General features: G+C 64.6%; 20 protein-coding genes. 5 read left to right on the forward strand and 15 right to left on the reverse strand.

The genetic code is table 11. From position 1 onward, the window contains the following. Nucleotides 1-80: 80 nt before the first annotated feature. Nucleotides 81-995: a LysR family transcriptional regulator gene (locus tag MRBLMS1_RS24350; RefSeq protein ID WP_485882542.1), complete on the forward strand. Its 915-nt coding sequence runs from the start codon at nt 81-83 to the stop codon at nt 993-995. Between the two features lie 6 nt (nt 996-1,001). Here the strand turns inward: MRBLMS1_RS24350 and MRBLMS1_RS24355 are convergent, their stop codons facing one another. Further along, complete coding sequence (locus MRBLMS1_RS24355; protein ID WP_485882544.1) at nt 1,002-1,385, reverse strand: hypothetical protein; 384 nt, start codon at nt 1,383-1,385, stop codon at nt 1,002-1,004. 74 nt (nt 1,386-1,459) lie between these two features. After that, nucleotides 1,460-2,596, reverse strand: a complete 1,137-nt coding sequence (locus MRBLMS1_RS24360) for a YncE family protein (protein WP_485882546.1) — start codon at nt 2,594-2,596, stop codon at nt 1,460-1,462. Here MRBLMS1_RS24360 and MRBLMS1_RS24365 point away from each other — a divergent pair. From MRBLMS1_RS24365 to MRBLMS1_RS24375, 3 genes are read left to right on the forward strand one after another with little or no spacing between them, the layout of a single operon-like run. Then, nucleotides 2,595-2,750: a hypothetical protein gene (locus MRBLMS1_RS24365; RefSeq protein ID WP_189396576.1), complete on the forward strand. Its 156-nt coding sequence runs from the start codon at nt 2,595-2,597 to the stop codon at nt 2,748-2,750. The two genes, MRBLMS1_RS24360 and MRBLMS1_RS24365, sit on opposite strands and share 2 nt — an antisense overlap. A 9-nt stretch (nt 2,751-2,759) precedes the next feature. After that, nucleotides 2,760-3,188, forward strand: a complete 429-nt coding sequence (locus MRBLMS1_RS24370; RefSeq protein ID WP_485882548.1) for a hypothetical protein — start codon at nt 2,760-2,762, stop codon at nt 3,186-3,188. Beyond that, nucleotides 3,185-4,582: a hypothetical protein gene (locus MRBLMS1_RS24375; RefSeq protein WP_485882550.1), complete on the forward strand. Its 1,398-nt coding sequence runs from the start codon at nt 3,185-3,187 to the stop codon at nt 4,580-4,582. The genes MRBLMS1_RS24370 and MRBLMS1_RS24375 overlap by 4 nt, the downstream gene beginning before the upstream one ends. On the opposite strand, the gene MRBLMS1_RS24380 is transcribed toward MRBLMS1_RS24375, so the two are convergent. The 13 genes from MRBLMS1_RS24380 to MRBLMS1_RS24440 all read right to left on the reverse strand — a co-directional run bounded on the left by MRBLMS1_RS24380 (nt 4,554) and on the right by MRBLMS1_RS24440 (nt 19,999). After that, complete coding sequence (locus MRBLMS1_RS24380) at nt 4,554-5,888, reverse strand: PepSY-associated TM helix domain-containing protein (RefSeq protein WP_485882552.1); 1,335 nt, start codon at nt 5,886-5,888, stop codon at nt 4,554-4,556. The two genes, MRBLMS1_RS24375 and MRBLMS1_RS24380, sit on opposite strands and share 29 nt — an antisense overlap. A gap of 8 nt (nt 5,889-5,896) precedes the next feature. Beyond that, nucleotides 5,897-8,020, reverse strand: a complete 2,124-nt coding sequence (locus MRBLMS1_RS24385; RefSeq protein ID WP_485882554.1) for a TonB-dependent receptor family protein — start codon at nt 8,018-8,020, stop codon at nt 5,897-5,899. A 77-nt stretch (nt 8,021-8,097) separates the two neighbouring features. Then, nucleotides 8,098-8,505 (reverse strand): DUF2946 domain-containing protein, encoded by a 408-nt coding sequence (locus tag MRBLMS1_RS24390; RefSeq protein ID WP_485882556.1) that lies wholly within the window; start codon nt 8,503-8,505, stop codon nt 8,098-8,100. A 47-nt stretch (nt 8,506-8,552) separates the two neighbouring features. Then, nucleotides 8,553-9,149: a PqiC family protein gene (locus MRBLMS1_RS24395; RefSeq protein ID WP_070303397.1), complete on the reverse strand. Its 597-nt coding sequence runs from the start codon at nt 9,147-9,149 to the stop codon at nt 8,553-8,555. Further along, the gene (locus tag MRBLMS1_RS24400; RefSeq protein WP_139090131.1) at nt 9,146-10,777 is read right to left on the reverse strand and encodes a PqiB family protein; all 1,632 of its coding nucleotides are present in this window, start codon (nt 10,775-10,777) and stop codon (nt 9,146-9,148) included. Before MRBLMS1_RS24400 ends, MRBLMS1_RS24395 begins: the two co-directional genes overlap by 4 nt. Then, nucleotides 10,770-12,062 carry a paraquat-inducible protein A gene (locus MRBLMS1_RS24405; RefSeq protein ID WP_411268315.1) on the reverse strand — a complete coding sequence of 431 codons (1,293 nt, stop codon included), beginning with the start codon at nt 12,060-12,062 and terminating at the stop codon, nt 10,770-10,772. The genes MRBLMS1_RS24400 and MRBLMS1_RS24405 overlap by 8 nt, the downstream gene beginning before the upstream one ends. A gap of 128 nt (nt 12,063-12,190) precedes the next feature. Next, nucleotides 12,191-13,540 carry an amidase gene (locus tag MRBLMS1_RS24410; RefSeq protein ID WP_485882560.1) on the reverse strand — a complete coding sequence of 450 codons (1,350 nt, stop codon included), beginning with the start codon at nt 13,538-13,540 and terminating at the stop codon, nt 12,191-12,193. Between the two features lie 4 nt (nt 13,541-13,544). Next, the gene (locus MRBLMS1_RS24415; protein ID WP_485882562.1) at nt 13,545-14,222 is read right to left on the reverse strand and encodes a DUF2848 domain-containing protein; all 678 of its coding nucleotides are present in this window, start codon (nt 14,220-14,222) and stop codon (nt 13,545-13,547) included. A gap of 4 nt (nt 14,223-14,226) precedes the next feature. Next, nucleotides 14,227-15,555, reverse strand: a complete 1,329-nt coding sequence (locus MRBLMS1_RS24420) for an MFS transporter (protein ID WP_485882564.1) — start codon at nt 15,553-15,555, stop codon at nt 14,227-14,229. 108 nt (nt 15,556-15,663) lie between these two features. After that, the gene (locus MRBLMS1_RS24425) at nt 15,664-16,335 is read right to left on the reverse strand and encodes a hypothetical protein (RefSeq protein WP_485882567.1); all 672 of its coding nucleotides are present in this window, start codon (nt 16,333-16,335) and stop codon (nt 15,664-15,666) included. Between the two features lie 225 nt (nt 16,336-16,560). Then, the gene (locus MRBLMS1_RS24430; protein WP_485882569.1) at nt 16,561-17,478 is read right to left on the reverse strand and encodes a LysR family transcriptional regulator; all 918 of its coding nucleotides are present in this window, start codon (nt 17,476-17,478) and stop codon (nt 16,561-16,563) included. Between the two features lie 56 nt (nt 17,479-17,534). After that, nucleotides 17,535-18,770, reverse strand: coding sequence for a M20/M25/M40 family metallo-hydrolase (locus MRBLMS1_RS24435; RefSeq protein ID WP_485882571.1), 1,236 nt, complete (start codon nt 18,768-18,770; stop codon nt 17,535-17,537). Continuing rightward, entirely contained in the window at nt 18,767-19,999 is a 1,233-nt protein-coding gene (locus MRBLMS1_RS24440) for a urate hydroxylase PuuD (protein WP_485882573.1), read from the reverse strand. The genes MRBLMS1_RS24435 and MRBLMS1_RS24440 overlap by 4 nt, the downstream gene beginning before the upstream one ends. A 131-nt stretch (nt 20,000-20,130) precedes the next feature. Between MRBLMS1_RS24440 and MRBLMS1_RS24445 the strand changes: the two genes are divergently transcribed. Beyond that, the gene (locus MRBLMS1_RS24445) at nt 20,131-21,069 is read left to right on the forward strand and encodes a LysR family transcriptional regulator (protein WP_034754583.1); all 939 of its coding nucleotides are present in this window, start codon (nt 20,131-20,133) and stop codon (nt 21,067-21,069) included. The last annotated feature ends 15 nt before the right edge of the window (nt 21,070-21,084 follow it).

The following is a 21,084-nucleotide window of genomic DNA, read 5'->3' on the forward strand; positions in this document are numbered from 1 at the left end:
GAGTGGTGACACGATATTCCCCAAATATCCCCACGTCCAACACCGAGTTGGTATCAAACCTATACCTGAGAGGTATGAAGATGGAATTACGGCACTTGCGTTACTTCGTTGCGGTCGCAGAGGAAAGGAACTTCACGCGGGCCGCCGTGCGCCTGCATATCGCGCAGCCGCCGTTGAGCCGGCAGATGCAGCAGCTGGAAGAAACCTTGGGCGTCGCGCTGATCGAAAAAGGGTCGCGGCCGCTGCGGCTGACGGAAGCGGGCGAGTTTTTCCTCGCCCATGCACGGCCCCTGCTCGACCAGGTGCGCGACCTGCAGGCGATGACGCAGCGCGTGGGCAAGCTGGAACGCACGCTGTCGATAGGCTTTGTCGCCTCGACCCTGTATGGAGAATTGCCCGACATCGTGCACCGCTTTTGCGAGCGCCATCCCGAGGTCGACGTGACCCTGCATGAAATGACGACGGTGCAGCAGCTCAAGGCCCTGAAGGAAGGCCGCATCGACGTGGGTTTCGGGCGTTTGAAAAGCGAAGACCCCAGCATCCGCCGCATTCTGCTGCGCGAGGAGCGGCTGGTGGTGGCCCTGCCGCCCGGCCACCGCCTGGCCAAGGGCGAAGGCGGATTGCGCCTGACAGACCTGACCCACGAAACCCTGCTCGTGTATCCGAAAGCGCCCCGCCCCAGCTTTGCCGACCAGGTGCTGGCCATGTTCAGCGAAGGCAATGTCACACCGGGCCCCGTCACGGAAGTGCGCGAGCTGCAGATTTCCATGGGACTGGTGGCGGCCGGCCAGGGCATTTCCATCGTGCCGGAAAGCGTGCAAGCCATGCATCACCGGAACGTCGTGTACCGCAAGCTGGACGACAAGCATGCGTTCTCGCCCATCTTATTCAGCATGCGGCATAGGGACCGCTCGCCGGAACTGGAAAACATTCTCGCCGCCGTGTACTCGATCTACGATGAACACGGCATCGCGCACGTCAAGGAAAGCCTGTAGCGATGACTACGCGGCGTCGGCCAGCAATTCCGGGCGCAGCGCGCGGATGCGCAGTTCCGTGAAATAGCCGCCCGCCTCGTTGTAGCGCAGGTAGTGGCGGCCGCAGTTCAGGCAGCGGGCCACCTGGCTCAGGTTGGCCGGATAGTAGCGCGGCGCGATGGGCGCATCGACGCTGTCGTAGCACGTGCCGTGCGGGTGGTACTCGGCAAACGTCGGTTCCTCGTACGGGTCTTCGCGCAGGGTGCCGACTTCTTCAAAGCGGTCCAGCTCCAGCGAGGTAGGCAGGCGCTGCCAGGCGTCGAGCGGGACGGCGCAACAGCTGCATTTTTTGGTAATCGTGGCAGAAGCGATGGCCAGCGCGGACAAGGCGGGGAAATCGATGAATATCATGTTCAGCCATTGCAAAGGTGCGGCCTGTGGCAACGAGCCTGGCCGCGCCTTTCCATTCTAGCGGAATGCGTCTTTCAATGCCCCATGAAGTCATTCCACTTCGGCAGCAGCACGATGCTGTTCGGATTGAGCCCCTTGTTTTTCAGGGTGTCGACACTGCCCGCCACCGCCTCTTTTTTCATGTCGATGACGGTGATGCTGCCATCGCTCATGCCCGGCAGATTGAGCAGCGCGTTCTGCACGAAGGCATAGCGGCCATCCCTGGTAAACGCCACGTGGTGCGCGCCTTCGGCGGCGGGTATCGATTTCAATAGCCGGGGCTTGCCGATGCCTCCCGTCAGGTCGAAGATATGCAGGTGGCCCGGCTTGGCCGTCGTCAGGTACAGGCGCGTGGCGCCCTTGTTGAAATACAGTTCCAGCGGCACGCCCGCCTTTTGCTCGGCAAAGTCATGCACCTGCGCCGTGTCGAAATCCTTCGTTGTCGGATTCCACGTGGCCGTCCACACGGTGCCGCCGTACATATTGGCGATGTAGGCGACGGGCGGATTGCTGCCAGGGACGAACAGTACTTCCACCGGCGCTTCGCCCGATGGCGACGGCTTTTTCGACAGCTTGTGCGTGCCCAGCACCTTGCCCGTGCTCGTTTCCAGCACGCTGATCACTTCCCCCGCATCGCCCAGGTCCGTGGGGCGGATGGTGCTCGTCAACAGGGTGCGGTCGATGCCGTCGTGGACGGCCAGGCCATGCGGATAAGGCGCGGGCAGTTTGACGGTGCGCCCCGGCTTGTCGTGCACGGCATCGCCTTCCAGCATCGCCTGCGATCCCATGCAGCTCAGATACCAGCGCTTGTGGTCATCCGAAAAGACGATGTCCTCGCCCACCTGGCAAGTCGGCACCTCGACCACCTTGATCGGCAAGTCCTTGTGGCGCATGTTCATCACGCGCAGCTGCGCCTTGCCCAGCGCCGTGATGTAGGCCTTGCTCATGTCGTGGTTGTAGAAAATATGGTGCGCCACCAGGTCCGGCGGCAGGGCAATGTCGCGCACGATCTTGCCAAAGTTTTTCGACTCGGGATCGACGTCGATGATGGCGATGCCCTCCTTGCGCGACGGCGGCGCGACGGGGCTTTTCAGCGACTTCAATGACTCGGGCGCCTTGCTCTCATAATTGACCATGGCGAGGATTTCGGCCGACGCAGGCAACGCCGCCATGCATGTCGCCGCCAATGCCAACATCGCTTTTTTATTTGCCATCATCTCCCCTGCCTTTTCCAAGTGTGGTCGGATCCGCGCCGATCATTCTACGGCCGCACTTTTTCAAACTGGCGTTTTTTTTCAGATGGCCAATGATGGAAATCTTTCCTAAAATTTAAGCATGAAAAAAACTCCATTTCGCCTTCCCCTCGCCGGCCTGGGCCTGGCCCTTTTCCTGTTGTGCATATCGGCGCAAAGCCAGTCCCAGAGCGGCCCGGCGGCTGGTGGACCGTTGCCGCAACAGCGTATGGCACTGGCCATCGCGCAGCGAAAAATCGCCGCCAAGCCGCCGACGGTACGGGTCAAACAACACGATACAATCACGCTCGATTGGACTACCGACGAAATAGTCAATATCCACTTGCATGGCTACGACCAGTTGCTGACGGTCAAGCCGGGCGAGACAAAAGCCATGCGCATCGACGCTGCGGTGCAGGGACGCTTCCCCGTTTCCGCGCACGGCTATGGCACGCAAACGGAGGGCGAGGGCAAGCAGCACAAGCATCACCGCGAGACGCCCCTGGTGTACCTGGAAGTGCTGCCGCGATGATGCGGTGCGCCGCCGCTGCCGGTTTGCTGGCCGCGCCACGCCTCGCCCATGCGCACGGTTTCGGCCAGCGCTACGATCTGCCCTTGCCGCTATGGCTGTACTTGACCGGTGCAGGGCTGACCGTGGCGCTGTCGTTTGCCTTCCTGGCCCTGTGGCGCCGCGAGGACGCGGCGCCTTGCAGGGAAGACTATGCGCGCCTGCTCCTGCGGCACATCCCCGGCGCGGGCGCCATCACCCTCGCACTGCGCCTGCTGGTACTGGCCCTGTACCTGCTGGTCATCGTGGCGGGTCTGGTGGGCGTGCAGAATCCCGTGAAAAATATCGCGCCCGCCATGGTGTGGGCCATCTGGTGGGTGGGCATGGCTTACGTGTCGGCGCTGCTTGGCGACCTGTGGGCGCTGGTCAATCCGCTCGACAGCGTGGCGCGCGCGGCGCAGCAACTGTTTCCCCGCTGGCGCGCACCGCTGGCCTGGCCGCGCTGGCTCGACAGCTGGCTGGCCGCCATCCTGTTCTTCTGTTTTATCTGGATGGAGCTGAACTGGGAAGGCAGCGAGCAGCCAGCCAGCCTGGCCTGGACCATGCTGCTGTATTCAGCCTGCACGTGGGCGGGCATGGCGCTGTTCGGCCGCGCCGCCTGGCTGCGCAACGCGGAAGTGTTCAGCGTCGTCTTCGGCCTGCTGGCGCGCTTCGCACCCGTGACATTCCGCGATGGCGCCTGCTACGTGCGTCCGTACGCGGCGGGCTTGCTGACGGTGGAACCCGTGCGTCCCGCCTGCCTGGTGCTGGTGATCCTGATGCTGGCCTCCGTCAGTTTCGACGGCATGATGGAAACGCAAACGTGGTACGACATCGTCGACGCCGTCCTCGCCGTGGCGCCGGGCGCGCTGGCATGGATCACCACGGCCGCCCTGCTGCTGATGCCGGCCCTGTTCCTGCTGGTGTTCCTGCTGTTTTGTGCGCTGATCGCCCGCTGCGGCGCCAGCGACGGCCAGCCGGCCCTGCCACTGCTGCGCGTGGCCGGCCACTTCGTGCTGACCCTGGTGCCGATCGCCATCGCCTACCATTTCGCCCACTACCTCTCCTTTCTGGCGATGGCGGGCCAGTATCTGATACCGCTGGCGTCGGACCCGCTGGGCCTCGGCTGGGACCTGTTCGGCACGCAGCTGTACTTCATCCGCCTTGGCATCGTCGACGCCAAGGTGGTGTGGTACGTGTCACTGTTCGCCATCGTCGCCGGCCATGTGGCGGCCGTCTGGCTGGCCCACGTCTGCGCGCTGCGCCTGTACGCCAGCCGCCGCGCGGCCCTGCGCAGCCAGTATCCGATGCTGGCCCTGATGGTCGCCTACACCTTGCTCAGCCTCTGGATCATCGCGCAGCCCATCGTCGGCGGCTAGCCCGTGCCAGGACCAGCTCCAGCAGCAGCAACATGCCGCCGGAAACGAGCAGCAGCGGCATCAGCGCGCACATGGCGGCCGCCGCCAGCCAGGCCAGCGAGGAAGGCGAGCTCCAGGCTCCCGGCAGCAGCTTGGGCAAGCCCAGCGAGCCTGGCAAGCGCCGCTTGAAAAACATCACCCAGCCCGATATCAGCGAGAACAGCACGCTGGCGCCAAAGAGCAGCAGCAAGGCCTGGTTCCACCAGCCGAATTCGCCGCGGTGGAACGGAATGCCGATGGCCGTGGCCTTGCCGAACGCCGTCTGCGCTTCCCACCCCGCATAGTACAAAGGCTTGCCGCTGTAGGCGTCGAATTGCAGGTCGAAGCGCAAGGTGGGCTGGCTGCGGTCGGCCATGGTGGCGCGCCACACATCGTCCTGGCTGGCCGGCGCCGTCAGCTGCACGGCGATGGCGGGCGCATGGCTGCGCGCCACCTGCCACGCATCCTGCCAGTCGAGCGGCGCGCCCTCCTCGCGCGAATGCAGGCCGCGCGGCACGGGCGGCGGCGCCTGGCCGCTGACGTCGCGCAGCGCGCGGATGCGCGCGCCCGCCTGCTGGCTCCACGTCAGCCCCGTCGTCAGGATCACGACGCTGACGATACCGAGCGCCACGCCGAGAAACGCATGCCACTGGCGCCAGCCATTGCGGCCCTGCGCGCCCCGCTTCGGCAAGCCCGATTGCGCGCCGCGCGGCCACCACAGCACCACGCCCGTCACCAGCATCACCATCAGCCAGCTGGCGGCCAGCTCGATCATCCAGCGCCAGCCATCGTTTTGCAGCAGGCGCGAATGCAGTTTCTTGGCCCAGTTGCCGAAGCGCTCGCTGCTGGCCAGGCTGCCCAGCACGCGCGCATCGTAAGGGTTCACGTAGACGATGATGGCTTGCGCGGGCAGGCCGAACTTCGGCTTGGCCGGCGCGACATGCCCGCCATGGCCCGCATGTTCATCGTGCGCGCCACCGGGCGGTGCGAACGCCACCTGCACCGCATCGTCCTGCTGAAACGGCGGCACCACGTGCTGCACCGTCCAGCCACGCGGCGCGGCCCGCTCCGCTGCCGCCACGGCCGCGTCCAGCGGCAGCATGGACGCTTGCGGCGCCACATGATCGAGTTGCTGGTACAGCCTTGCCTCGATCTGCGGCGTGAACACGTACAGGATGCCCGTCAGGGTGGCCACCAGCGCGAAGGGCGAGGCGATCAGCGCGGCCCAGAAGTGGATGCGCCAGTACAGGCTTTTGCGGCGCGCGATGAGAAAGGTGAAATCGTCCATGGCCGTCCTCACAGTCCGTTATAGGTATAGGACAGGCCCAGCATCACGCTGCGCGGCGCACCGGGCGTGTACTGGTTCTGCGTATTGGCTACGTAGCTGCCCGTGCCCGCGTAACTGCTGCTGGCCGAATCGGCGTAGCGCTTGTCGGCGAGGTTGCGCACCTGCGCCCACGCTTCCAGTCCGCGCGCGAGCTGATAGCTGGCGCGCGCATTCAGCAGTGCATGGCCCTTGTACTCCACCGTGTTGGCGTTGTTCATCCAGTAGCGGCCCTGGTGCACGGCTTCGAGCGCGATACGCGCGCCAGCCACGGGCTTGTAGCCGACCTCGAACGACGTGATGTCGCGCGGCGCCTGCGGCATGGTGCGGCCGCTGTAATCAAGAACGGAGGACACCTGGTAGCGCAGGTAGCGGTGGCGCGCGATGGCCGTGGCGAAGCGCGCGTCGAACGGGCCGCTGTCGTAGTTCAGGCCCAGTTCTAGCCCTTCGCCGCGCGTGCGCCCCGCATTGCGGTTTTCGCTGTTGCCCGGCGACACGGTATAGCTGACGATGGTGTCGCGCCCGTCAAGCCGGTACAGGGCCGTATCGAGTTTCAGCCGTCCTTGCAGGAAAGCCCAGCGCAAGCCCAGCTCATAGTTGTTGTAGACGGACGGCTGCAGGTCGGCGATGCCCGTCTTGCCATACAGCTGGCTCACTTCGGGCGGCGTAAAGCCCTGGCTGACGTTTGCATATGCGCTGCCCGCATGGCCGATGGCGTAGGTGGCGCCCAGCTTCGGGCTCACATGCGAAAAGCTGCGCGATTCGTCGGGCGCGCCGTAATGGACGCTGCCGCCGGGCGCCAGCTGGTTGTGGTAATCGTAGCGGATGGCGTCCGAGCGGCCGCCCAGCACCACGCGCGTGCCAGGCAGCGGAGAGAACTCCCATTGCGCGAAGACGGCCGTGTTGAGGATGTCCGTCCGGTAGTCGCGCACGCCCTGCGGATTGCTGGCATTGGCCAGGGTATAGCGCAGGTAGCGGCCCGTGGCCGCATCGCGCACGATGGACAGGTTATCGCTGACAAAGGGATTGTCGCTCTTGTCGACATACACGCCGGCGATCAGGCGCGAACGCAGCCAGGCGAATTCCTGCTGGTGCTTCACGTCCAGCCCCAGTGAATCGACGTGGTTGTTGTTGATGACGCCCTTGCACAGCATGCCCGCGCAGCTGCCGATGGAATACGCGGGAAGCTGTCCATGGTCGTTCTTGCGCGTAAACACGGTGACGGTGCTCGTGCCATTGGACGTCGTCTGCCCTTCCCACGCCAGATTCATGCGCGTGCTCCTGTCCTTGCGGTAGGTGAACGTGTTCAGACTCTTGCCGGGATTGCGGCGGTAGTCGTTCTCGAACAGGCTGCCCGTCATGGCCGCATCGAGATCCGTGTGGACGATGGTGGCGCGCAGCTGCGACGTGGGGCTGAGCGCATAGTCGGCGCGCAGCGAGAACGAATCCTTGTCGCCATAGCTGTACTCTTGCCAGTTGTCGCGCGAGCGGCGCGAACTGTAATGGGAAAAGCGCAGTCCCAGCGGGCCCCAGGTATCGCTGGCGGCCGTGTCGTAGCGCGTGTAACCGCCCACGTTATCGCGTCGCAGGCCCACGCTTGCCGTCGGTGTCGCGCTGGCGCCGGCCGTGAGGAAATTGACGGCGCCGCCGACGGCATTGCTGCCATACAGCGAGGAGGCAGCGCCCTTCACCACTTCCACGCCGCCGGCGCCCGCCATGTTCATCTCGTTGAGAGAATTGTGGTTGAAGACGCCCAGCGGACGGATGGGAATGCCGTCTTCCAGGTACTGGTAGACGGCATTCGTGCCGATGGGCTGGCGGATGCTCATGCTGTGCTGCTCGTTGCCCAGGTCATTCCAGTACACGCCGGCGATGCGGTTGAGGATATCGCCCATGGTCTTGGGCTTGTCGCGTTCCAGGGTTTTGGCATTGACGACGCCGATCGCTTGCGGCGTCTCGGACAGCCACGATTGCGCGCGCGAGCCGGAAACGACGACGGTGTCGATGGCGTGGTCGGTTTGGTCAGGTTGCTGCGCCTGCGCGCACGGGTAAGCCACGGTGATGGCAGCGGCCAGCACCAACAGTTTCTTGTTCATGTGATTCTCGTCTAAGTGTGCGGATGCGGCGCGTCACACCGCAAGGTGGACAGCGCCAGCATTGAAAATGCAAAAACTCAGGCGAGAACGGGCGGCGCGCGCGACTGCGCTGTGGACCAGATGAACAGCGGTGCGGGTGACTGGTAGTACAGGGACGGGAAAATGGCCGTGCCGCTGGCCACAAGCAGCGGCAACACGGGGCTGGTCGGCGGCAGGCCGACGGAACCCGCATGCGTGGAACAGAAGGCGCAATGCTCCATCTGCATGGCCTTGCCGCCGGATTTTTCATCGGCGGCGCCGCCACCGGCCTGGCCAAGCTGGACAAAACGGATGCCGGCCACCGAGCAAATTTCCGCCCAGCCGGAGCCGGATTCCTGCTTGGCGTTGGCGACAGCCTGGGAAATCGATGGCGCGAGCGCCGCCAGCAGGATCGCGAAACAGGCGATCCAGGCGGCAAAGCGGCGCGTGAACAAGGTCATTCCCATGGCCGCATTTTACCAGCGGCCGCCGGGACTGGGTAGCGGAAAGCGTCTCAGGCGGCCGGGCAGGCGGCGTTGCCGCTGTCAAAAGCACGCACCACGCTTGCCGTATCGGCAGCGATGCGGTTCACGGCGCGGCGGTGGCCGAGCACCAGTTCATCGTAGCCGGCGCCCACTTTTTCATTGGCGATCGTGCGGCACGTGACCACCTTGTTGCTGGCCAGCTGGCGCACGCTCCACACGGCATCGATCAGCGCGTACTGCCCCATCACGGACTCGAAACGCTGCACATTGGTGCTGATCCGGTACACGGGCAGCTTGTCCGGGTATGGCGTGCGGAACACATCGATGGCGCCCAGGTCGTTCGTCACGGCCGTGGACAGGGCCTGGCCGATCTCGCCGGCCAGCGGCCCCGCCCAGCGCTGCTGCTCCAGCAATTCGATGCGGCCCGACGGCGCCGTCACGACAAACTGGTTGCGGCTCACCTGTTGCGGCACGCTGACGGCCAGCACCTCGACATAGTATTTGACGGGCTTGGCCGGCTGCGCGTCGGCGCCGCCGCTCAGCGTATAGAAATGTTCGGGCTGGGGCGTGGAGCAGGCGCCCAGCAGGCTGGCCGCCAGCAGTGCGGAAAAAATCGGTTTCATCATTTTTTTTCATCTCCTTTTTTACCGCGGATCAGGGACTCGGGGTGACGTTCCAGGTAATCCGACAGCGCGTTCAGCGACTGCAGGGTTTGCGTCAGCTGCTGCAAGGCCTGGCGCACGTCCGACTGCAGCGGCGAATCCTTTTGCAGCACCTGTTCGGCCGAGCCGAAGGTCTGTTTCGCCGCCGTCAGGGTGTCGCGCATTTCCGGCACCACCTGGCCATCGAGCTGCTTGAACAGGGTATTGGCCTGCTTGATGGTGGCGTTCAGGTTATTGCCGATCTCCGCGTACGGCACCTGATCGAGCTTGCGGGCGATGCTGGCGATCTGCGTCTGCAATTCATCGAGGGTATTCGGTACGGTCGGCACTTCCAGCGGGTACCTGTTCGGATCGAGCGCCACCTTCGGCGCTTTCGGGAAGAAGTCGAGCGCGATGTACAGCTGGCTGGTCAGCAGGTTGCCCGTGCGTAGCTGGGCGCGCAAGCCACGGCTGACCATGCGTTCGAGCAGCTGGTGGCCGGCCGAGCCTTCCTCATCGTCGACGGCGGCCTTGAAGCGCATGCCCAGGCGGGCCGGGTACAGGTTGACGGTGACGGGCATGCGGAAGTTCTTCTTCACGGGATCGAACTCGATGCCCACCGAACGCACTTCGCCCAGCACGATGCCGCGGAAGTCCACCGTGGCGCCGGGCTGCAAGCCGCGCAGGGACTGGTCGAAATAGAACACGGTGGTGATCGCCTCGCCATCGGGCTCGCGCATGGCGCTGGCCTCGTCGGCCGCCAGGCGATAGTTGGTGCCGGCCGGCGCCGGTTCGACGGGCTTGCGGCCGTTTTCCGCCTCGAAGGCGATGCCGCCCACCAGCATGGCGGCCAGCGATTGCGTATTCAGTTTGAAGCCGTTCGAATCGAGGCGCACGTCAACGCCGCTGGCATGCCACCAGCGCGCATCCTTGCCGACAAACTGGTCGTACGGCGCGTTCACGAAAACCGACATGGTGATGCCGTTGCCATCCTTGTCCAGCGCGAAGCTGACCACCTTGCCCACGCGCAGGCGGTGGAAGAACAGGGGCGAGCCCACGTCGACGGAGCCGAGGCTGTCCGCATGCAGCGTGTACAGCTTGCCCTTCTGGTCACCGGCCACGGCGGGCGGGCTCTCCATGCCAACGAAATTCTCCTTTTTGGCTTCCGACTTGCCCGTGTCGACGCCGATGTAGGCGCCCGACAGCAAGGTGCCCAGGCCCGTCACGCCGCTGGCGCCGATCTGCGGGCGCACCACCCAGAAGCGCGAATCGGCGGTGGCGAAGCGGCGCGCTTCCTTGCTCATGTCGATCGTCACCAGCACCTTGCTCAAGTCGTCGCCCAGGGTGATGGCGCGCACCTGGCCGATATCGACATCCTTGTATTTGACCTTGGTCTTGCCCGGCTCCAGGCCTTCGGCGCTCTTGAAGCTGACCGTTACCGTGGGTCCCTGGTCGAGGATGGACTTGGCGGCCAGGCCGGCACCGATCAGCGCGGCCAGCAGCGGAATGAGCCACACCAGCGACGGCAGCCAGCGGCTGGCCGGGTCCACATCGGGTTCGGGCAAAGGCCGCGCGCCGGTTTCGGCAAGGTCGCCCGTTTCTTTGTCAGCCATGCTGTTCTCCAATCACTGTATTGTTTCCGGTATTTTCTGCGCTGCTGCGTTTTTCATCCTCGGCCGCCTTGTCGTCGACGGGGTCCCAGATCAGGCGCGGGTCGAACTGCATCGCCGCCAGCATGGTCAGCACCACCACGGCGCCAAAGGCCAGCGCGCCGGGTCCGGCCGTGATCACGGCCAGCGACTTGAAGCGCACCAGCGCCACCGTCAGGGTGACGACAAAGATGTCGAGCATGGACCAGCGGCCGATGAATTCGACCATGCGGTACAAAATGGTGCGCTGGCGCGGCCGCCAGCGCGAACGCCGCTGCGCCGTGAACGCCAGCAGCGCCAGCACGCCCAGTTTCAGCATCGGCACGACCACACTGGCGATGAAAATGATGATGGCCAGGCCCTTCGAGCCGCTGGTCCAGAACAGCACGACGCCGCTCATGATGGTGTCGTCCTGCGCGCCGAACAGCGATTGCGTCACCATCACGGGCAGCAGGTTGGCGGGAATGTAGAGGATCATGGCGGCGATCAGCAAGGCCCAGGTGCGGTTGATGCTGTCCGGTTTGCGCACGTGCAGGGCCGTGCCGCAGCGCACGCACGCCAGGTGCCTGCCCTTGCCCAAGGGCGGCGCCACCAGGCCGCAGGCATGGCAAGGCAGCACCTTCTCGCCCGGAGCGAAAGCCTTGTAGCGGATGCCGGGCAGCGCCTGGCGGGTCAGGTCGTCGCCCAGGTTCCACAGGGCCTTGGGGTCGAACGAGACGACGATGGCCAGCATCAGGGTCAGCGCGCCAAACGCGAACAGCCCCGGTTGCGGCAGCACCGTGGCCAGGCTGGTCATCTTGACGACGGTGATCAGGATGCCGATCATCAGCACCTCCGTCATGCCCCATTCGCGCGCCGTCTGCACGGCGCGCAGCACGCGGTTAAAGCCGGGCACCTTGACGCCGCCGCGCAAGCCCAGGGCCACATACAGCAGGGAACCGAGCTCGATGGCGGGAAAGAGGATGGTAAACAGGAAGACCATCGTCGCCACGATGTGCATCTGCTCGTACCACAGCACGCGGATGGAACCGAGCAAGGTGGCGCTGGACGTCAGGCCATTGACGTCGAGTTCGACGATGGGGAAAAACTGGGCGATCAGGAAGACGAAGGCGGCGCCCAGGGTCAGCGCCACCACCTTGGTCAATTCGGCCGATGCGCCGCGCGCATGGGCGCCCCGGTACAGCACCGAGCGGCAACGGATGCAGCGCGCCTTTTCGCGGGGACGCAGCGGACGTTTGCGGTACAACACGCCGCAGTCATGACAGCTAATCAGGTCGTATCGGTGCACAGTATGAAGTTTGCCGGCGCCCGAAGCGCGACTTTCCCATGTTAATGCCAGCCATCATGACAGAGTTGGCATTTTCCTGCACTACGGCACTATTCTTTTTCACTCCCGCGCAACAGCGCCTCCACGGCGCGGCCGATTTGCAGCACTTGACCGTCCGCGCCGGCCAGGCCGCAAATGCTCAGCCCCACAGGCAGTTCGCCTTCCGTATGGCACGGCAAGGACAGCGCGCAGCCGTCGAGGAAGTTGATCACGCTGGCGTTGCGCAGCACGAGGCCATTCGTGGCAAAGAAGGTGGCGTCATCCGATTCCAATGGCGCGACCTGCGGCGCGACGATGGCTACGCTGGGCATCAGCCAGGCGTCGAATGGCGCCAGGCGCTGCTTCGCGATGGCGAGCAGGCGCGCACGCGCATCGAGCAAATCGATGTAGTCTGCTGCACCCTGGTGCTGGCCGCGGCGGATGCGCGCCGCCACGCGCTGGTCGTACTGCGCGCCCTTCTCTTCCAGCAGCTCCCTGTGCCAGCGCCAGGCTTCCGCCGCCACCAAGCCGCCACCGCCATTGATACCCGGCAGCTCCAGCAATTCGGGGAAATCGAATTGCTCCACCAGGGCGCCCGCTTGCCGCAGCTGGTCCAGCGCCGTATCGAAAGCCTGCTGCACCTGCGGCTCCACGTGCGTACCGACGTAATCAAGGGTAAAACCGAAGCGCAAGCCTTTCAATGCTGGCGCCTGCGCGCCGATGTCATGGCCCGACAGCGCCGCGTACAGAATGGCGCAGCAGTCGACGCTATGGGCGATGGGGCCGACCGAATCGAGGGAACGCGACAAGGGTACCGTGCCGGCCAGCGGCACGGAAGCGGCCGTCGGCTTGAAGCCCGTCAGGCCGCAAAAGGCGGACGGGATGCGGATCGAGCCGCCCGTATCCGTGCCCAGCGCACCGGCCGCCATGTCCAGCGCCACCGTCACGGCACCGCCCGAGGTGGAACCGCCCGCCACGCGCTCGCCATCGTGCGGATTGCGCGGCGTGCCGTAATGGGGATTCAAGCCCAGGCCGGAAAACGCGAATTCACTCATGTTGGTGCGCCCAAGCAGAACGGCGCCGGCCGCGCGCAGGCGCGCCACGGCGCCCGCATCGGCCACGGCAGGCGGTGCATCGGCCAGCGCCAGCGAGGCGGCGCTGCTGGTTTGCCCCTTGACGTCGAACAGGTCCTTGATCGAGATGGGCACGCCGGCCAGCGGCGAGGCAACGATGCCGGCGGCGCGCGCCGCATCGCTGGCCCGCGCCTCCATCAGCGCCTGTTCGCCATCGAGGCTGACATAGGCATGGCCGCCCTGCGCCCGGTGCGCTTCGGCGCGCGCCAGCATCTGCTGTGTCAGCGCCACGCTGGTGATGCGGCCGGCGGCCAGGTCGGCGGCCAGTTCTCGGATGGTCTTGGTCATTGTTTTATCCTTCCACGGGCAGGGTTTGCACGGCATAGCGGTGCTGCAGGCGGCGCTGCAAGGCTGGATCATACAGCTCCAGCGCGAAAGCGTCGCCATGGCCCATCTCGCCGATGATCGGTTGCGTGCCGCAGAACATGGCGCTGCCCACGGGCAGGCTGGCCTGCCCCGTGTAGCGCTGAATCAGATCTTCCGGCGACAGCATGCGCGTCACGGGACCATCCTGGTACAGGGCCGGTACGCCGGCCCGTTCGCGCCAGGAGCGCATCTGCAGCTGGTCCCAGTGGCCGGCCACGTCGGCATAGCGCCACAAGGTGTCGCCCACGGGCTTGCCGCACATCTGCTTCGACACCGTCACGCCATAGCCTTCCACCTTGCGGTCCGTATGATCGGAACCGATGCCCACCAGCAGGCCGTATTCCGTGGAAAACAGCACGAATTCCGCTTCGCCCGAGGAATCGCCGCCCGGCACTTCGATCGCGGCGTCGCTCGAGAGCAATGCCGCCGAAACCCTGTAAAACGTCGGCACGCTTTTCGGGCGCGCCACGCCGATGGCTTCCAGTTCGGCGATATGGTGTTCCACCATCGCCATGTCGCGGCCCGTCCAGCCGGCGATGATCAGGTGATCGATGTCGAAGGTGACGGGGCCGTAGCCAGCCAGTTGAAAACGCAATGTCGTCATGATGTTATTCCTCCAGAGGGCCGCGGCCCGTTTCGCGCGCCGCAAAGACGGCGGCGCCGGTGATCAGCAAGGCCGCCGCCACGTACAGCGAGACGGCCATGGTGGTGTTATATGAGCGGTACAGGCTGGCGATGACAAGCGGCGCGAAACCGCCGCCGATGACGCCGGCCAGGGTGTAGGCCAGCGAGGAACCCGCATAGCGCACCTTGGTGGGGAACTGCTCGATGACGAATGCCGCTTGCGGGCCGTACATGATGGCGTGGATGACCAGGCCCACAACGACGGCCGTGACGATGACGGCCGGGCTGGCCGTGTCTAATAAGGTAAAGAAGGCAAACGCCCACACTAGGCCAAGCACGGCGCCCAGCGCATACACGGGACGGCGGCCGACCTTGTCCGACAGCGTGCCAAAGACGGGCACCGACAACGCATTGCAGGCCGTGCCGATCATGATGGCGGTCAGTGCCAGGGTCGAGGACAGGTGCAGCACCGTCGTCACATACGTCAGGGTGAACACCACCACCAGCGCATACAGCACGTCCGAGCCGATGCGCACGCCGCCGGCGATCAGCAAACGGCGCCAGTACACGCGCAGCACGTCGCCAATCGGCGCTTCCGCCTTCGCGTCCTGTTGGTCGAGTTCCTTGAACAACGGGGTTTCCTCGATGCCGCTGCGTATCCACATGCCGAACGCCACCAGCAGCAGGCTGGCGATGAACGGCATGCGCCAGCCCCAGTCCATGAACGCTTCATGCGGCAGCAGGTACGTGATCAGGCCGATGCAGCCGGTCGCCAGCAAGGTGCCGAACGATGGTCCCACCTGCGTCCACGAGGCGTTGCGGCCACGCTTGTCCGGCGCCCCGTGTTCGACGGAGATCAGCACGGCGCCCGCCCATTCGCCACCGAGCGCAATGCCTTGCACGAAACGCAATGCCACCAGCAGGATGGGGCTCCAGATGCCGGCCGTCGCATACGTCGGCAAGAGGCCCATCAAGCCCGTCGTCACGCCCATCAGCATCAGGGTCACGACCAGCACCCAGCGCCGTCCCAGCTTGTCGCCCAGATGGCCGAAGATCACGCCGCCGATGGGGCGCGAAATATAGCCGACCGCATATGTGGAAAAGGCCAGGATGGTGCCCGTCAGCGGATCGAACGAAGGAAAGAACAGGTGATTGAAGATCAGCGCGGCCATGGTGTTGTAGACGGTGAAGTCATACCATTCCAGGGTCGTGCCGACCATGCTGGCCGTGGCCAGGCGGCCCGTCTTGGCCGTCGTGGCCTTCTCGCCCGGTGCCTGGGCTGCCGGATGCGCAGCGTTCGTATATGTGGTCATAGCCTACCTCTCTCGTCAGTTTTATTGCAGGCCCGGCGCAGGATGCTTTGCCCTGCGCCGTGGCCCGTGTCTCGTGTTATCGGTGCCGGCAAGATGCGCGCGGCCGTGTCAGGCAGCGCGCAGGTCCGCCTCGCGCAATTGCCAGGACAGTTGCAGGATGGCAGCCTGTTCCGCATCGAGTCCCAGCGCCGCGCTGGCGGCATTGGCGGCCGCCATGGCGGCGCTTTCGGACGACGCATCGATCAGGAAAATCGGGTCGAGCACGCGGCCCTCCGTCCGTTCCGCCGGCAGAGGGCCGGACAGATTCGCGTCCGGTGTCAGCAGACGCGTGGCAATGACGCCGTCGATCTGCAGCAGCTTCGTTCCCAGCGTGGCCATGGCGTCCACTGCTTGCGCGTCCTGGCCGATGGCGGCCGCGCCCAGACGCAGCACGGCCAGCCAGGCGCCCGTGCCCATGCCCGTTTCCGCCTCGATGGCACATACACGGCGCATCGGGTCGACCATGCGCTGCAAGTTCGTCAGCGACCATGGCGTCTGGTGGCCGAAGGCCTTGAAGTAGTCGGGCGTCTGGAAGGCGCCCAGCGACACGGTGCGGTACAGGCCCAGGTATTTGCGCGGGCCGCGCACGCTCTGGTAGCGCGTGCCGCTGACGAAGCCGGGAATGCGCACGCGCTCTTCCACGTGTTCGCGGTCGTACCAGCGGTTGAAATCGCGTTCGTGTTCCGGGTCGGCGCTGGTCCAGACAAACAGGATGCCTGGCAAGGTGGGGGACGTCGTCATGATGGTTCCGTTCTGCGTTATGGGTGGTATGCCAACCCAGAATAGGTGGCACGCCATCACTTGGCAAACGGGTTATTCTGAACGCGACTGATAAGTTTTTCTTGTGGGTGGGGATGAGGCCAACAATGTTGTCGGATTACGCGCTTGGGCGCTAATCCGACCTACGTCACAGCGTCTCTCTATCCACAGCATCGTAGGTCGGCTTAGCGTCAGCGTAAGCCGACGTCAGCCCGCACCGTACTCCTCGCCCAGACCAAGGCTAAACCGTGCCGCCTCCTCGCACGCCAGCATGGCCACCAGCTGGATCGCTTCCGTGGTGATGTCTTCGCTGTAGCTGATGACGATGCGCTGCGGCGCCAGGCTGCTGGTGCAGGGAATCAGGGCGATGTGGCCCTGCTCGATTTCCTCGCGCAGGGGCGCCAGCGGCAGCACGGCGATGCCGAAGCCCGCTTTGACCAGGCGCACGATGGCGGAAATCGAGCTGACGCAGTGGACTCTTCCCAGCTGCACACCCTCGTCCTGGCACAGCGCCTTCAAGGCCGAATGCGGCTGCGAGCCGCGGTTCATGGTGATGATCGGATGCTGCGCCAGTTGCGCCACCGTGAACGGCACGCCCGTATCGGGCCAGTCGGCGGCCCTGCCGGCCCAGCCCATGGCGATGGCGCCGCTGCCCGTGCTGCGGATATGGTCGCCCGTCAGCATGTCCGTCTGCAGCGCGATATCGAGCTCGCCCTGCTGCAGCTGTTCGTGCAGGCGGCGCGTCGATTCCGACGTCAGCTGAATCTCGATACCCGGATAGCGCTCCTGCACGCGCTGCAGGAACGGGATCAGCCACGTATGCACGATGGTTTCGATGACGCCGATGCGCACTTCGCCCGTGATCAGCGCAGGCGAGGAATTGGCCGCATACATGTCGCGGCACAGTTCCAGCATGCGCTCGGCGTAGACGAGCAGGTTGCGCCCGGCAAAGGTCAGGCGGATTTCACGCGCGTCGCGGTCGAACAGACGCGTGCCGAAGTCCTGCTCCAGCGAGGCGATGCGGTTCGAGATGGCCGCCTGCGTAATGTGCAGCTTGTCGGCCGCCGTGCGAAAGCTGCCCAACCGCGCAGCCCAGACAAACGCTTCGAGAAAACGGGTATTCAATGGAGCTCTTCTTCACAGGTTGAGTGTCCGCCCCATTGTAAGCCAAAGCGCCCGTTCTATTTCTCGCCCAGGAAGTCGAGCAAAGTCAGGGCCACGATCTTGCTGGCCTTGCGCAAATCGTCGAGCGCCAGACGCTCGTCGGCCTTCTTCGCGTTCGACTCTGGCACCGTGCGCGGGCCGGCGCCATACAGCACGGCCGGGATGCCCCGCTCGCCATACAGGCGGGCATCCGCATACAGGGGCGTGCCGACAGCGGGAATCGTCTCGCCCAGAATCGCTTGCGCGTTTTTCTGCAGGCTGCCGACCAGCTGTTCGGAACCGGGCAAGGGCCGCAGCGCGTGCGACAGCAGCAGGCGGCGGATCTCGATGCGGATGCCAGGCTCGCCGCGCACGGCGTCCTCGATCAGCGCGCGCACCTGCGCTTCCACCGCCACCGGGTCTTCTTCGGGAATCATGCGGCGATCCATCTTCATGACCACCTTGCCCGGCACCACATTGGTGTTCGTGCCGCCATCGATACGGCCCACGAGCATGGTGGGCGAGTCGATGCCGGCAACTTTGGACTTGATCTTTTTCAGCTCCGGCAGCTGGCCGTAGATGGCGTTGAGGATCTTGTTGGCCGCCTGCAGCGCGTCGTGCCCCGTCTCAGGCATCGAGCCGTGGCCCGACTTGCCGTGCACGGTGATTTCCAGCTGCAGGCAGGCATTGTGCGCCGTGACGATGCCGTAGCTGAAACCGGCGGCGATGACGAAATCGGGCTTCGTCAGCTGCTGCTCGAGCAGCCAGCCCGGCCCCAGCAAGCCGCCGAATTCCTCGTCGTACGTGAAGTGCAGTTCCAGCTGGCCTTTGAGCGGAATGCCCAAGGCTTCGAGCGCGCGCGCGGCAAACACATAGGTGGCGAAATCGCCTTTCGACACGGCCGTCGCGCGGCCATAGATATAGCCGCCGTCAATCTGCCCGCCATACGGCGGATACGTCCAGTTGTCGCCGGGCGGCACCACGTCGCCATGTGCATTCAAGGCCACGGTCGGGCCGCCCGCCGCATAGGGGCGGCGCACGATCAGGTTGGTGATGCTCTGCATGCCATATGCCTCGACCTGGTCCGCCGGCACGGCGTGCTTTTCCGCGTTCCAGCCATACGCCTGCAGCAGCTGCGCCACCAGGTCCGCATGGGGCGCGTTATTGCCGGGAGGCGTATCCGTCGGCTGCTGCACCACCTTCTGTAAAAATGCGACTTCCTCATCGAAGTGTTCGTCGATCCAGGCCGTGATTTTTTCTGCGTGCGTAGTCATTTTGCTCCTTGCATGGTCTGTTGCAGCCAGGCGCCAAGCTCGCTGCGCTCGGCCTCCGTCATATTCGTCAGGTTCCCGATCGGCATGGCTTTCAGCTCGATGGCTTGCTTGTAGATTTGCGCCGCGTGCTGGCGTATTTCCGTTTCATTATCGAGCATCATGCCGGCCGGCGCCGTGGCGAAGCCGGGCTGCGTGGGCTGGGCCGAATGGCAGGTGGCGCAGCGCTGGGCGATGATGGCATGCGCGCTCTTGAACTGCGCGACAGGGTCCACCGCCGGCGCGGCCGCCACGGCCACGGGTGCATTGGGTGCGATGGCGACGGCCACTGCCAGCAACAGGGCAACGCCGAGAGCCGGATAACGCCACTCGACACGTCCCTTGTGGCGCAGGTTGAAGAAGTGGCGGATGAAGACGCCGGCCGCCATGATCAGCGCCAGCACCAGCCACGCGTGGTCGTTCCGGTAAGTCATCGCGTAGTGGTTGCTGATCATGATGAACAGCACGGGCAAGGTAAAGTAATTGTTATGCACGCTGCGCTGCTTGGCCTTCAAGCCGTGCTTGGGATCGGGCAGTTTGCCGGCCGCCATGGCTTCGACCATCTTGCGCTGGCCGGGGATGATCAGCATCAGCACATTGGCCACCATGATGGTGCCGATCATGGCGCCCACGTGGATGTAGGCGGCGCGCCCGCTGAGCAAATGCGTGAGCACGTAGGCGGCGCCGACGATCAGCGCGAACACGGTCACGCCGAACCACAGTTCATATTGCGCCAGCTTCGAGCGGCACAGCAAATCGTACACGGTCCAGCCGATGACGAGGGTGGCGATGCCGATGCCGACGGCCTGGCCGCTGGAGATGTCCGCCACGGCCTTGTCGATCATCATGGCCTGGGCATTGAAATAATAGGCGATGGTCAGCAGCGCGAAACCGGACAGCCACGTGGAATACGCTTCCCACTTGAACCAGTGCAGCTCCTTCGGCAGTTCGGCGGGCGCCACCAGGTATTTTTGCGGGTTGTAGAAGCCGCCGCCATGCACGGCCCACAATTCTCCCGACACGCCCTTCTTCGCCAGCTCGGAGCCGGGCGCGGGCGGGCGGATCGAGTTGTCGAGCCAGACGAAATAGAAGGAAGCACCGATCCAGGCGATGCCCGTGATGACGTGCAGCCAGCGGACGATCAGGTTCAGCCACTCAAGGCCGTACGGGATCAGGTAGGCAAATACTTCCATAAATTTCCTCTAGTCAGACCGAACCAATATTCGTGCCAATCTACACAAGATAAACGGATTTACCGCCCATCACATGAAAAATATCGTATATTTGACATATTCAAATCGATATACAACAGAGCCGCCGCCACATGTCCAGCCTGCCGCAACACCTCGACCTGCACCTGATCCGCATCCTCTACCTGCTGCTGGTGGAAAAGAATGTCTCGCGCGTGGCATTGAAGCTCAATCAGCCGCAGCCCTCGATTTCCGCCTCCCTGCGCAAACTGCGCGAATTGACGGGCGACCCGCTGCTCGTGCGCGGCGCGCGCGGCATGGTGCCGACCCAGCATGGCGAAAGCCTGCTCAATCCGGCCAAGCGCATCCTCGACCAGACGGAGAGCCTGTTCGTCAAGAAGACGCCGTTCGTGGCGCAGGAAGAGGCGCGCACCTTCCACATCGCCGCGCCCGACTACCTGGACAGCCAGTTCCTGCCCAACGTGGTGGCCCTGCTGCGCCGCGGCTCGCCGAAAAGCCGCGTCGTGCTGCATAGCCTGGGGCCGGGCATCGACCATATCCGCCAGCTGTCCGATGGTGGCCTGGACCTGGTCATCGCCAACTGGGACGAGCCGCCCGCGCACCTGCACATCTCGAAGCTGTTCGAAGACCCCATCATCTGCGCCATGCATGCGGAAAACGCCTATGCGCGGCGCACGGCCAGCGACGCGATGACCCTAGACGATTATCTGAGCCTGCCCCATGTGGCGCCGTCGCAGATGATGCCCGGCTACCACGGCGTGATCGATTCCTTCCTCGAACGGCAAAACCTGCAGCGCAACGTGGTGGTGGAATCGGCGTATTTCGGCCTGATCCCTTACATGCTGACGCAGACGGACCTGGTACTGACCACGGGCCGGCAATTCATGCGCTTCTATGAAAAGACCCTGCCGCTGAAAACCTATACCGTGCCACTGAAATTTCCGCCCATGCGCTTTTACCAGCTGTGGCACCAGCGCGTGCACCAGGCGCCCGAGCACAAATGGCTGCGCGACCAGGTCAGCGCGGCCGCCAAGGCGCTGGTGCAGCGATAGCCGCTATCAACGCGC

Origin of the sequence: Massilia sp. LMS1-1-1.1 (assembly GCF_040815535.1) — a bacterium.
Lineage (GTDB): Bacteria > Pseudomonadota > Gammaproteobacteria > Burkholderiales > Burkholderiaceae_D > Janthinobacterium > Janthinobacterium aestuarii.

Bases quoted from the DNA above. Each gene is read 5' to 3' on its own strand.
- MRBLMS1_RS24350 (WP_485882542.1), top strand. From the start codon at position 81: ATGGAATTACGGCACTTGCGTTACTTCGTTGCGGTCGCAGAGGAAAGG.
- MRBLMS1_RS24355 (WP_485882544.1), bottom strand. From the start codon at position 1,385: ATGATATTCATCGATTTCCCCGCCTTGTCCGCGCTGGCCATCGCTTCT.
- MRBLMS1_RS24365 (WP_189396576.1), top strand. From the start codon at position 2,595: ATGCATGTCGCCGCCAATGCCAACATCGCTTTTTTATTTGCCATCATC.
- MRBLMS1_RS24360 (WP_485882546.1), bottom strand. From the start codon at position 2,596: ATGGCGGCGTTGCCTGCGTCGGCCGAAATCCTCGCCATGGTCAATTAT.
- MRBLMS1_RS24370 (WP_485882548.1), top strand. From the start codon at position 2,760: ATGAAAAAAACTCCATTTCGCCTTCCCCTCGCCGGCCTGGGCCTGGCC.
- MRBLMS1_RS24375 (WP_485882550.1), top strand. From the start codon at position 3,185: ATGATGCGGTGCGCCGCCGCTGCCGGTTTGCTGGCCGCGCCACGCCTC.
- MRBLMS1_RS24380 (WP_485882552.1), bottom strand. From the start codon at position 5,888: ATGGACGATTTCACCTTTCTCATCGCGCGCCGCAAAAGCCTGTACTGG.
- MRBLMS1_RS24385 (WP_485882554.1), bottom strand. From the start codon at position 8,020: ATGAACAAGAAACTGTTGGTGCTGGCCGCTGCCATCACCGTGGCTTAC.
- MRBLMS1_RS24390 (WP_485882556.1), bottom strand. From the start codon at position 8,505: ATGGGAATGACCTTGTTCACGCGCCGCTTTGCCGCCTGGATCGCCTGT.
- MRBLMS1_RS24395 (WP_070303397.1), bottom strand. From the start codon at position 9,149: ATGATGAAACCGATTTTTTCCGCACTGCTGGCGGCCAGCCTGCTGGGC.
- MRBLMS1_RS24400 (WP_139090131.1), bottom strand. From the start codon at position 10,777: ATGGCTGACAAAGAAACGGGCGACCTTGCCGAAACCGGCGCGCGGCCT.
- MRBLMS1_RS24410 (WP_485882560.1), bottom strand. From the start codon at position 13,540: ATGACCAAGACCATCCGAGAACTGGCCGCCGACCTGGCCGCCGGCCGC.
- MRBLMS1_RS24415 (WP_485882562.1), bottom strand. From the start codon at position 14,222: ATGACGACATTGCGTTTTCAACTGGCTGGCTACGGCCCCGTCACCTTC.
- MRBLMS1_RS24420 (WP_485882564.1), bottom strand. From the start codon at position 15,555: ATGACCACATATACGAACGCTGCGCATCCGGCAGCCCAGGCACCGGGC.
- MRBLMS1_RS24425 (WP_485882567.1), bottom strand. From the start codon at position 16,335: ATGACGACGTCCCCCACCTTGCCAGGCATCCTGTTTGTCTGGACCAGC.
- MRBLMS1_RS24435 (WP_485882571.1), bottom strand. From the start codon at position 18,770: ATGACTACGCACGCAGAAAAAATCACGGCCTGGATCGACGAACACTTC.
- MRBLMS1_RS24440 (WP_485882573.1), bottom strand. From the start codon at position 19,999: ATGGAAGTATTTGCCTACCTGATCCCGTACGGCCTTGAGTGGCTGAAC.
- MRBLMS1_RS24445 (WP_034754583.1), top strand. From the start codon at position 20,131: ATGTCCAGCCTGCCGCAACACCTCGACCTGCACCTGATCCGCATCCTC.